The 11,078-nt window shown below is 72.5% G+C and carries 10 protein-coding genes; 8 read left to right on the top strand and 2 right to left on the bottom strand.

The window, feature by feature from the left end:
* Positions 1-100: 100 nt before the first annotated feature.
* Both ACRDP3_RS11895 and ACRDP3_RS11890 read right to left on the bottom strand, forming a co-directional pair.
* Positions 101-367: a MoaD/ThiS family protein gene (locus ACRDP3_RS11895; protein ID WP_431516859.1), complete on the bottom strand. Its 267-nt coding sequence runs from the start codon at positions 365-367 to the stop codon at positions 101-103.
* A 17-nt stretch (positions 368-384) separates the two neighbouring features.
* Positions 385-1,449: an alpha/beta fold hydrolase gene (locus ACRDP3_RS11890; RefSeq protein ID WP_431516858.1), complete on the bottom strand. Its 1,065-nt coding sequence runs from the start codon at positions 1,447-1,449 to the stop codon at positions 385-387.
* A 177-nt stretch (positions 1,450-1,626) separates the two neighbouring features.
* Here ACRDP3_RS11890 and ACRDP3_RS11885 point away from each other — a divergent pair, with 177 nt between their 5' ends.
* From ACRDP3_RS11885 to ACRDP3_RS11850, 8 genes are all read left to right on the top strand, one after another.
* Entirely contained in the window at positions 1,627-2,451 is an 825-nt protein-coding gene (locus ACRDP3_RS11885; RefSeq protein ID WP_431516857.1) for a winged helix-turn-helix transcriptional regulator, read from the top strand.
* A gap of 85 nt (positions 2,452-2,536) precedes the next feature.
* Complete coding sequence (locus ACRDP3_RS11880) at positions 2,537-3,574, top strand: LacI family DNA-binding transcriptional regulator (protein WP_431516856.1); 1,038 nt, start codon at positions 2,537-2,539, stop codon at positions 3,572-3,574.
* Between the two features lie 180 nt (positions 3,575-3,754).
* Entirely contained in the window at positions 3,755-4,486 is a 732-nt protein-coding gene (locus tag ACRDP3_RS11875) for a response regulator transcription factor (protein WP_431516861.1), read from the top strand.
* A 29-nt stretch (positions 4,487-4,515) separates the two neighbouring features.
* On the top strand, positions 4,516-5,949 hold the full coding sequence (locus ACRDP3_RS11870) for a sensor histidine kinase (protein WP_431516860.1): 1,434 nt from the start codon (positions 4,516-4,518) through the stop codon (positions 5,947-5,949).
* A gap of 93 nt (positions 5,950-6,042) precedes the next feature.
* Positions 6,043-6,696, top strand: a complete 654-nt coding sequence (locus tag ACRDP3_RS11865; RefSeq protein ID WP_431516855.1) for an NADPH-dependent FMN reductase — start codon at positions 6,043-6,045, stop codon at positions 6,694-6,696.
* A gap of 113 nt (positions 6,697-6,809) precedes the next feature.
* Positions 6,810-7,715, top strand: coding sequence for a mycothiol synthase (gene mshD, locus ACRDP3_RS11860; RefSeq protein WP_431516854.1), 906 nt, complete (start codon positions 6,810-6,812; stop codon positions 7,713-7,715).
* Positions 7,716-7,893: 178 nt separating this feature from the next.
* Positions 7,894-10,113 carry an RNA degradosome polyphosphate kinase gene (locus ACRDP3_RS11855; RefSeq protein WP_431516853.1) on the top strand — a complete coding sequence of 740 codons (2,220 nt, stop codon included), beginning with the start codon at positions 7,894-7,896 and terminating at the stop codon, positions 10,111-10,113.
* A gap of 105 nt (positions 10,114-10,218) precedes the next feature.
* A partial coding sequence (locus tag ACRDP3_RS11850) for a CHAD domain-containing protein (protein WP_431516852.1) occupies positions 10,219-11,078 on the top strand: 860 nt, incomplete at its 3' end.

Below are 11,078 nucleotides of genomic sequence, written 5' to 3'. Positions count from 1 at the left end.
GCCGTGGACGAGGTGGCCTGCGCGGTGGCCGGTGTGGGTGCGGCGGTCGGCGGCAGCGGGCCGGGGCCCGGGTGCGGCGTGCCGTAGGAGGGCTGCTCACTCATGCGCTGCCTCCCGCGAACGGCGGGAGCACCTCGACGGTGCCGCCTTCGCTCAGCCGCACCGTCTCGTGCGCGCGCTTGCCGACCGGGTCGCCGTCCACGAGGTAGGAGGAGCGGCTCAGCACGCGCGCGAAGTCCGCCCGCGCGGTGTGCCGTGCCCGGGCGCCGTCGAGCGCGTCGGCCAGGGTCATGGCCTCGTACCGCTCCTCGGCGATCCCGGCGGCGGATTTGGCCGCCGCCCAATAACGGATCGTGCCACTCGCCATCGTGGGTCCCGTCCCTCTCAGCCGTCTGTGGTGCGCGCCCCATCATGCCGGGCCGCGGCGGCGGCCGCGGTCGCGGTGGCGGAACGAGCGCGGGTCCACGCACCGATCCGGCGCAGGAGCGGGGGCGCGGCGGCGTTCTCGGCGTGGCCGAAACCGGGCACGATCCACAGCTCGGTGCGGTCGGGATCGGCAGCCGCGGCGAGGGAGCGCGGATGGTCGAGAGGGAAGTACGGATCCTGGTCGCCGTGCACGACGAGGAACGGGGTCGGCGACAGCACCGGGGCGGCGGCGACCGGAGAGAGCGGAACGGGATCCCAGTCGCGGTGATGAACGCGGGTGCGCAGCCCGAACCGCGACACGATCCGGCCCACCGGCCGCTGGATCACCCAGTGCAGCCGCCGCATGGGTGCGGTGCCGCGGTAGTACCAGCGTGCGGGTGCGCTGACGGCGACGACGGCGTCGGCGTGCGCGCTGTGCGCGGTCCGGTCGGTCCGGTGGGTCTGCCCGGTCTGGTCGGCGGTGTGAAGCGGGGGCGCCGTGTGCGGTTGTGCGCCTGTGCGCCTCTCATGCGCCGCCGTGTGCTCTGCGTCGCCGGTTCCACGGCCGTCCGGGCGGTAGAGAGCGCCGTGCCGGACGACCACCGAGCCGCCCATCGAGAACCCGACAGTCGTCACGTGCGCGTGACCCAGGGAGCGGGCCCAGCGGACCGCGGCGGCGAGGTCGAGGACCTCGCGGTCGCCGACCGTGGAGTGTCCGCCGGAGCCGCCGTGCCCGCGGAAGGAGAAGGTGATCACGGCTCCGTACTGCGCGAACACCTGGGCGGCGCGGCGCAGCGCCGGGCGGTCCGCGGCCCCGCTGAAGCCGTGCGCGAGCACGATCGCGCCGGGGTCGTCCGCACCCGGTCCGGTGGGGTCGGGGCCCGCGTACCGGTCGTACGCCGCCTCGATCCGCACGCCGTCCGTGGCCCGCAGCGTCGCCCGGCGGTCCGGACGCCCTTCCCCACCCGGCGACCGGCTCCGCCCACCCGCTGTGCCGTCGGCGGCACCGGAGCGAGCGAACTCACACCGCGCTTCGTCACTCATGTCGGCTATTCTGCTTCCAGTGAAGGATCCGGGCAGCGCCGCCCCCGGGTCCTTTTGTGCTTTCCAGGAGGCGCAGCGTGCTTTCCAGGAGGCACAGCGTGCCTCCGGGAGCGCACCCGTACGAAGCAGTGCCCGTGCCGTACCGACGTCCTCACCGGACTGAGGAAGGACTCAGACGTGAGCTCGCTACTTCTGCTGACGAACGCCCTCCAGCCCTCCGCCGAAGTCCTGCCCGCCCTCGGACTGCTGCTGCACAACGTGCGGGTGGCCCCCGCCGAGGGTCCGGCGCTGGTGGACACCCCGGGTGCGGACGTGATCCTCGTCGACGGCCGTCGTGACCTGCCGCAGGTGCGCTCCCTGTGCCAGCTGCTGCGCTCGACCGGCCCCGGCTGTCCGCTGGTGCTGATCGTGACCGAGGGCGGGCTCGCGGCCGTCACCGCCGAATGGGGTGTCGACGACGTGCTGCTCGACACCGCGGGCCCGGCGGAGGTCGAGGCGCGGCTGCGGCTGGCGACCGGCCGGCAGCAGATCGGTACGGACGACAGCCCGATGGAGATCCGCAACGGCGACCTGTCGGTCGACGAGGCCACCTACAGCGCGAAGCTGAAGGGGCGGGCGCTGGACCTGACCTTCAAGGAGTTCGAACTGCTGAAGTATCTGGCGCAGCACCCCGGGCGGGTCTTCACCCGCGCCCAGCTGCTCCAGGAGGTGTGGGGCTACGACTACTTCGGCGGCACCCGGACCGTGGACGTGCACGTACGGCGGCTGCGGGCGAAGCTCGGCCCCGAATACGAGTCGCTGATCGGCACCGTGCGGAACGTCGGCTACCGCTTCGTCTCGCCGGACAAGGGCGAGAAGTCGGCCGAGGAGAAGAAGGCGAAGGCCGACGCCCGCGCGATCACGGACGCGGCCACCCGCGTCGCCCGCGAGGCGGCGGCCGGGGAGCCCGCCGACCGGGCGGCCGAAGGCACCGTCCGGGGCGCCCGGCCCAGCCCTTCCTGACGCCCGTCACCAGCGCGCGCAGGACTTCCGGTTCGGGTGGCCGCCCGCCAATGGGGTGAACACTCTTCCCGCGTAGACTGCGCGCGTGGCCAGGGTGACGAGGGACGATGTGGCAAGGCTGGCGGGTACTTCGACCGCCGTCGTCAGCTATGTGATCAACAACGGGCCCCGGCCTGTCGCGCCGGGTACCCGTGAGCGCGTGCTCGCGGCGATCGCGGAGCTGGGCTACCGTCCCGACCGGGTCGCCCAGGCCATGGCCTCGCGCCGTACGGACCTGATAGGTCTCATCGTGCCGGACGCCCGCCAGCCTTTCTTCGCCGAGATGGCGCACGCCGTGGAACAGGCCGCCGCCGAGCGCGGAAAGATGGTCCTGGTCGGCAACTCCGACTATCTCGACGAACGGGAAGTCCACTATCTGCGGGCCTTCCTGGGGATGCGGGTCTCCGGCCTGATCCTCATCAGCCAGGGCCCCAGCGAGCACGCCGCCGTGGAGATAGACGCCTGGGACGCCCGCGTCGTACTGCTGCACCGGCGCCCGGACGCCATCGACGACGTGGCGGTGGTGCTGGACGACGTCGCCGGTGCGGAGCTGGCCACCCGGCATCTGCTGGAGCACGGGCACGAGTACGTCGCCTGCCTCGGCGGTGTCGACTCCACGCCGGAATCCGGTGACCCGGTCACCGACCACGTGGAGGGCTGGACCCGGGCGATGAAGGAGGCCGGGCGGTCGGTGGAGGGGCGGCTCTTCAAGGCCCCGTACAACCGCTACGACACCTACCTGCTCGCGCTGGACCTGCTGCGCGGGCCGGACCGTCCGCCGGCCGTCTTCTGCTCGACGGACGACCAGGCGTTCGGTGTGCTGCGGGCGGCGCGCGAGCTCGGCATGGACGTGCCGCAGGACCTGGCGGTCGCCGGCTTCGACGACGTCAAGGAGGCCGGGCTGACCGACCCTCCGCTCACCACCGTCGCCTCGGACCGCGAGGGCATGGCGAAGGCGGCGGTCGATCTGGTGCTGGACGACTCGCTGCGGGTGGCCGGTTCGCGGGGGCAGCGCGTCCGGCAGTTCCCGGCGGAGCTCGTCGTCCGCCGCTCGTGCGGCTGCGGGTCTCCTCCCCGGCGCTGATCCCCAGCGCCGGCTCCTCGGCGCCGGCTCCGGAGATCTGCGGGGCCGTATCTGCGGGGCGTCTCAGCGGCCGCTCAGACGGCTCTCATGAAGCCGGGGCACGCTGGCGGGATGACCAGCGCCACCGACGGGACCTCAGCAGCGGACGACGTCGCCGACGGTGATGCGAAGCTTGAAGCCATGGTGGCCATGAAGGTGCTGATCGTCGACGACGAGCCCGCCGTACGGGACGCGCTGCGCCGCAGCCTCAGCTTCGAGGGGTACGGGACGGAGCTCGCCGTCGACGGCCTGGACGCGCTGGAGAAGGCCGCGTCCTACGGGCCCGACCTGATCCTCCTCGACGTGCTGATGCCCCGCATGGACGGGCTGACCGCGGCCCGTCGGCTGCGCGCGGCGGGACAGCGCGTACCGGTCCTGATGCTGACCGCGCGGGACACCGTCGGCGACCGCGTCACAGGGCTGGACGCGGGCGCGGACGACTATCTCGTCAAGCCCTTCGAGCTGGATGAGCTGCTGGCCCGCATCCGGGCACTGCTGCGCCGCACTTCCTACGCGCAGGAGCAGGCCGGGCTCATCCAGGACATCGGCGGCGAAGGCTCCGGCCGGGGCCGGCTGACCTTCGGCGACCTGCGGATGGACCTGGGAACCCGGGAGGTGACCCGGGGCGGGCGGCAGGTGGAGCTGACCCGCACCGAGTACACGCTGCTGGAGATGTTCCTCTCGCACCCCCGCCAGGTGCTGACGCGCGAGCAGATCCTCAAGGCGGTATGGGGCTTCGACTTCGAGCCCTCGTCCAACTCCCTGGACGTGTACGTGATGTATCTGCGGCGCAAGACGGAGGCGGGCGGCGAGCCCCGGCTGGTGCACACCGTGCGGGGCATCGGCTACGTACTCAAGGACGACACCGCGTGATCCTGCGCGGTCTCCGCCGGGTGGCGGGCATGCGGCCCAGACTGTCCGCCCTGCCGCTGCGTTCACGGCTGTGGCTGCTGGCCGCGGGCACGGTGGCGCTGGCGGTGGCCGCCTGCGCGACGGCCTGCTGGTTCCTCGTACGGGCCCAGCTGATCGGCTCGCTGGACGAGTCGCTGAGCAAGAACAGCCGTGTCGACTCCAGCTTCATCGTCGGCACGGTGCGCTCCGGCCAGTGCTCACCGGCCGACCAGCGGGCGCCGAACCCCTTCGACGCCACCGTCCAGGTCGTCGACCGGAGCGGCAAGAGCTGCGTGATCGTCGGCACCAGGGTGGACGTCTCGGCAGCCGACGTCGCCGTGGCGAAGGGCACGCGGCCCGAGGCCGTGCACACCGCGCGCGGCAAGGACGGATCGGGCACCGACTACCGGGTCCTGACCAGCCCGGTGGAGGGCACCGACGTGGCGGTGACCGTCGCGCGCCCGCTCACCGAGACCTACAGGTCGCTGCGGAACCTGGCCCTCATCCTGGCGCTCGTCGGCGGCACGGGTGTGCTGGCCGCCGCGGGGGCCGGCGTCGCACTCGCGCGCGCGGGGCTGCGCCCTGTCGACCGGCTGACGGGGGTGGTCGAGCACGTCGCCCGTACGGAGGACCTCGCCGTGCGCATCCCCGTCGAGGGGGACGACGAGATCGCCCGGCTGTCGCGCTCGTTCAACTCGATGACCGCCGCGCTGGCCTCCTCGCGCGAGCTCCAGCAGCAGCTGATCGCCGACGCCGGGCACGAGCTGCGTACACCGCTGACCTCGCTCCGTACGAACATCGACCTGCTCGTACGGAGTGACGAGACGGGCCGGTCGCTGCCGCCCGAGGACCGCCGGGCGCTGCTGGAGTCGGTCACCGCGCAGCTGACCGAACTCGGCGCGCTCGTCGGCGATCTGCAGGAGCTGTCACGGGAGGCGCCGCCGGGCAGCGGACCGGTCGCCGTGGTCGCCCTGCACGAGGTCGCCGGGCGTGCGGTGGAGCGGGTGCGGCTGCGCAGCTCGGACATCCCGGTCTCGGCCCGGCTCACGCCCTGGTACGTGTGGGGTGAGCCCACGGCGCTGGAGCGCGCGGTGGTCAACCTGCTGGACAACGCGGTCAAGTTCAGCCCGGAGGGAGGCACGGTCGAGGTGTCGCTGAGCGAGGGCGCGCTGCGGGTACGGGATCACGGGCCGGGTGTCACCGACGACGAACTGCCCTACGTCTTCGACCGCTTCTGGCGCTCACCCTCCGCCCGGAGCCTGCCCGGGTCGGGGCTCGGCCTGTCCATCGTGGCCCGTACGGTCGCGCAGGCGGGCGGCGAGGTGAGCCTGGAACCGGCGGCGGCGGCAGGCGCGGAGGGGGAGGGCGGCGGCACCGAGGTGGTGCTGCGGCTGCCCGGAGCGGCGGAGCCGCCGGCGAACCCGCCGACGGAGCCGACTGTTTGACTTGAAGTGAAGTTCATGTTCCAGGCTGGGGTCAGCCACCACGGCGAGCGCACGTCACGGCGTGCGTACCACCGCGCTCGAGGAGCGACCTCCATGATCAGCAACAGCGGCAGCCCCAGCGGCGACCCCAGCGGTCACAGCTCCACCGACGAGCCCCTGCGCCTCGCCGTCATCGTCGGCAGCGTGCGGGCGGGACGGTTCGGGCCCACCGTCTCGGACTGGTTCGCCGGGCAGGCGAGGACGTACGGCAGGTACGAGGTCGACCTGATCGATCTCGCCGAGGCCGAGCACGTACTGCCCGTGGCCTTCCCCGACTTCGGTGCCGCGCTGCCGCCGCAGGTCGAGCGCGTACGCAGCGGCCTGTCCCGGCGGCTGACGGCCGCCGACGCGTTCGTGATCGTGACCCCCGAGTACAACCACAGCTTCCCGGCGTCCCTGAAGAACACCATCGACTGGTTCTCCGGCGAGTGGTACGCGAAGCCGGTCGGTTTCGTCTCCTACGGGGGAATGGCGGGCGGCCAGCGGGCGGTCGAGCAACTGCGGCAGGTCTTCCCCGAACTGCACGCGGTCACCGTCCGCGAGACGCTCAGCTTCCACACGGCCTGGGAGCGGTTCGCCCAGGACGGCCGCCCACGCGACGAGGAGGGCAGCAACGCCGCCGCCAAGGGACTGCTCCGTCAGCTGGAGTGGTGGGCCGAGGCGTTGCGCGAGGCCCGCGCGAAGACCCCGTACACCTCCGCCGCCTGAGCGGCTCCGCCGGATCCCGCCACCGCCACCGCAACCCGCTCCCGACCGCCGGAATCCGCGTTCACGGTGGTCGGGGCGCCGGGCGGCGGGGACGTCTCGTAAGGTCGTATGCCATGAGCGACGTGGTGGTAGTGGATGAGGCGTCGGCCGAGGTCGTACGGGAGGCGCAGGCGCTGATCGACGCGTCGACCCTGACGGACGGCCAGGCGGCCGTATCGGAGCAGGGGCGGCTGCAGTTGCGCGGCGGACGGCGCGCGGGCGTGCGACATCTGCTGCTGCGGCAGGACGGTGAACTGCTGGGCTACGCACAGCTGGAGGACACCGACCCCGTCGAACCGCCCACCGGCGAACTGGTCGTGCACCCCTCGCACCGGGGACGGGGCTACGGGCGGCAGCTCGGGCAGGCCCTGCTCAACGAGTCCGGCAAGCGGCTGCGGGTCTGGGCGCACGGCGGCCACCCCGCGGCCCGGCATCTCGCGCAGGTGCTCGGCCTCACCCTCTTCCGCGAACTGCGCCAGCTGCGGCGCCCCTTGACCGGCGTGTCCACCTCCGCCCTGCCCGAGCCGGTGCTGCCGGAAGGGGTGACCGTCCGCACGTTCCGGCCCGGCGCCGACGACGCGGCCTGGCTGGCGCTGAACGCCTCGGCCTTCGCCCACCACCCGGAACAGGGCAGCCTCTCCCAGCTGGACCTGGACGACAGGAAGGCGGAACCCTGGTTCGACCCGGCCGGCTTCTTCCTGGCGGAACGGGCCGGGGCACTGATCGGCTTCCACTGGACGAAGGTGCACAGCGCGGAGCAGCTCGGCGAGGTCTACGTGCTGGGCGTCGCCCCGGAGGCGCAGGGCATCGGCCTCGGCCGGGTCCTCACCACGATCGGCCTGCGGCACCTGGAGCGCGATCGGGGGCTGCCCACGGCGATGCTCTACGTCGACGCGGACAACATGGCGGCGGTCTCGGTCTACGAGCGCCTGGGATTCCGCACCTACGAGACGGACCTGATGTACCGCACGGAGAGCTGACGGCGACGGTCGCCGGCCGTCACGGGGCGTGGCGGCCGGCGGTGGCGTGCCGCTCGCCTGACAGTCACCCGCGCGTAACCGTCGATTCAGACAGGCTTGCGAACATCGACGGATGCAGCCAGCCGCTCGCGACCTCGCCGCCCGTACCGGAACCGCCGGTACGAGGAACAATGGGGCCATGAGCGAGCCCGCATCACGTGCCGCATCCGCATCATCCGCCCTGTCCGCGGGAGGCGGCACCGTCCCCGGTCCGGACCCGGATCTGGACGGCGACCCCGATGTCTACCGGCCGGGAGAGGGAGTCGCCCCATCGGGCGAGCACCCCGGCGAGCTGCCCGATGACCGCTTCCTGGACCGCGAACGCAGCTGGCTCGCCTTCAACGAGCGGGTGCTGGAGCTGGCCGAGGACCCCGAGGTGCCGCTGCTGGAGCGGGCGAACTTCCTCGCGATCTTCGCCAGCAACCTGGACGAGTTCTTCATGGTCCGGGTCGCCGGGCTGAAGCGGCGGATCGCGACCGGCGTCGCCACCCGGTCCGCGTCCGGGCTCCAGCCCCGCGAGGTGCTGGAGCAGATCTGGACGCGGTCCCGCGAGCTGATGGCGCGGCACGCCGACTGCTACCAGCGGGACATCGCCCCCGCACTGGCCGGCGAGGGGCTGCGTCTGATCCGCTGGTCGGAGCTGACGGAGAAGGAGCAGGCCCGCCTCTTCACCCTCTTCCGGCAGCAGATCTATCCGGTGCTGACACCGTTGGCCGTCGACCCGGCGCACCCCTTTCCGTACATCTCGGGACTGTCGCTCAATCTGGCCGTCGTCGTGCGCAATCCCGTCAGCGGCCACCAGCACTTCGCACGTGTGAAGGTTCCGCCGCTGCTGAACCGGTATCTGGAGGCATCGCCGCACCGGTACGTGCCGCTGGAGGACGTCATAGCCGCGCACCTCGAGGAGCTCTTCCCCGGGATGGAGGTGCTGGCGCACCACATGTTCCGGGTGACGCGCAACGAGGACCTCGAGGTCGAGGAGGACGACGTCGAGAACCTGCTCCAGGCGCTGGAGAAGGAACTGCTGCGCCGCCGCTTCGGGCCGCCGGTGCGGCTGGAGGTCGAGGAGTCGATCGACGCGTACGTACTGGATCTGCTGGTGCGCGAGCTGAACGTCTCCGGCACCGAGGTCTACGTGCTGCCGGGCCCGCTCGACCTGACCGGGCTGTCCCTGGTCGTCTCGGCCATGGACCGGCCGGACCTGAAGTTCCCGAAGTTCGTGCCGGGCACGCAGCGCGGCCTCGCGCAGGTGGAGTCCGCGCAGCCCCCCGACATCTTCGCGGCCCTGCGTGAAGGCGACGTACTGCTGCACCACCCCTACGACTCCTTCTCCACGTCCGTGCAGGCGTTCCTGGAGCAGGCCGCCGCCGATCCGGACGTACTGGCGATCAAGCAGACGCTCTACCGCACCTCCGGCGACTCGCCGATCGTCGACGCCCTGATAGACGCCGCCGAATCCGGCAAGCAGGTGCTGGTACTGGTCGAGATCAAGGCACGCTTCGACGAACAGGCCAACATCAAATGGGCGCGCAAGCTGGAGGAGTCCGGCTGCCACGTCGTGCACGGGCTGGTCGGGCTCAAGACGCACGGCAAGTTCTCCCTGGTGGTCCGGCAGGAGGGCGAGACGCTGCGCCGCTACGCGCACGTCGGCACCGGCAACTACCACCCCAAGACGGCACGGCTCTACGAGGACCTGGGTGTGCTGACGGCCGACCAGGAGGTCGGCTCGGACCTGTCCGACCTCTTCAACCGCCTCTCCGGCTACTCCCGCCGGGAGACCTACCGGCGACTGCTGGTGGCGCCCACCAAACTGCGGGACGGGCTGATCTCCCGCATCCACAGGGAGATCGCCCAGCACCGGGCGGGAGCGCCCGCCCACGTCCGCTTCAAGGTGAACTCGATCGTCGACGAGGCCGTCATCGACGCGCTCTACCACGCCTCCCGAGCCGGTGTCCCGGTGGATCTGTGGGTGCGCGGGATCTGCGCGCTGCGCCCCGGCGTTCCGGGGCTGAGCGAGAACATACGGGTGCGCAGCGTCCTGGGCAGGTTCCTGGAACACGCCCGCCTCTTCACTTTCGGGAACGGTGGCGAGCCGGAGGTCTGGCTGGGCAGCGCCGACATGATGCACCGCAATCTGGACCGCCGGATCGAGGCTCTGGTGCGGGTGACCGATCCGGCGCACCGCGCCTCGCTGACCAAGCTGCTGGAGACCGGCATGGCAGACGACACCGCCTCCTGGCACCTGGACCCGGACGGCGGCTGGACACGGCACGCGCACGACCCCGACGGTCGGCCGCTGCGCAACCTCCAGGAGTCGCTGATCGAGGCCAGGAGACGCCGACGTGGGCCCGCGGCATGACCCGGGCAGCGGACTTCACGACCCGGGCAGGGGTCTCGGGGCCGGACCCGTGGGGTCCGGCGAGCGCGCGGAGGGGGTTATGCCGGTGAGGGGGCGAGTGCGGTGGTGACCGGGGCGACACGGGTGCCCATTCCGCAGGTGCCCGCGCCTCCGGCGCGGCCCGCGAGTCTGGTGACGGCGACCACCGCGGAGGTACTCGGCGGCTACCTGCACGGCTTGGCGGCCGAGTTCCTGCGCGGTCTGCGACTGCACGGCGAGAGCGTGGGAAGCGCCGAGACGGCGACCTCCGCGGCCGGTGCGGTACACCGGCTGAGCCGCGCGGCCCGTCGCCTGCGCTGCACCCTCCAGACGTACCGGCCACTGCTCGACACCGGCTGGGCGGACCAGCTGTGCGGGGAGCTGCACTGGCTGTCCGGCGCGCTGGGCGACGAGTACGAGTACGCCGCCCGGCTGGACCGGCTGCTGGGTGCGCTGCACCGGCTGCCGAACGACGGAGTGGGCGCCGCCCGGGCCGGCGCGCTGCTGGAGCGGCAGCTCAACCTCGCCCGTACGCGGGCGCATTCGGCGGCACTGCAGGCACTGGTGTCCGGGCGCTTCCACGCGGTCGCGGACGCGGTGGCCGTACTGGCCTACGAGGCACAGCTCACCCCGGGAACGGCCGACGGCACAGCCGCGCCCGCGCTCGTACCGCTGGCGGAAGAGGCGCGCGGGCGGCTCACCGAGGCCGTCGGGGCACTGCCACACATCCGGGCGGGCGCCGAGCAGGACGCGGCCTGGCATCAGGTGCGGCGGCTGCTGAGGCTGCACCGGTACGCGGAGGAGACGCTGCGGCTGTCGGCGGGACCCTCGGAGACCGGAGCCGGAGGCGGGTCCGAGCCGTCGCGGCTGCGGTCGGCGAGTGCCGCGCTGGACCGGCACCGCGACGCGGCGGAGGCGGCGGCGGCGGCCACGGCGGCCGCCCGTAC

The organism is Streptomyces sp. (assembly GCF_050698815.1).
Taxonomy (GTDB): domain Bacteria; phylum Actinomycetota; class Actinomycetes; order Streptomycetales; family Streptomycetaceae; genus Streptomyces.
This window is presented reverse-complemented; position numbering and strand designations above follow the sequence as displayed.

Coding starts and splice junctions, on each gene's coding strand:
- ACRDP3_RS11895 (WP_431516859.1), bottom strand. CDS start 367: ATGGCGAGTGGCACGATCCGTTATTGGGCGGCGGCCAAATCCGCCGCC.
- ACRDP3_RS11890 (WP_431516858.1), bottom strand. CDS start 1,449: ATGAGTGACGAAGCGCGGTGTGAGTTCGCTCGCTCCGGTGCCGCCGAC.
- ACRDP3_RS11875 (WP_431516861.1), top strand. CDS start 3,755: ATGGTGGCCATGAAGGTGCTGATCGTCGACGACGAGCCCGCCGTACGG.
- ACRDP3_RS11870 (WP_431516860.1), top strand. CDS start 4,516: ATGCGGCCCAGACTGTCCGCCCTGCCGCTGCGTTCACGGCTGTGGCTG.
- ACRDP3_RS11865 (WP_431516855.1), top strand. CDS start 6,043: ATGATCAGCAACAGCGGCAGCCCCAGCGGCGACCCCAGCGGTCACAGC.
- mshD (WP_431516854.1), top strand. CDS start 6,810: ATGAGCGACGTGGTGGTAGTGGATGAGGCGTCGGCCGAGGTCGTACGG.
- ACRDP3_RS11855 (WP_431516853.1), top strand. CDS start 7,894: ATGAGCGAGCCCGCATCACGTGCCGCATCCGCATCATCCGCCCTGTCC.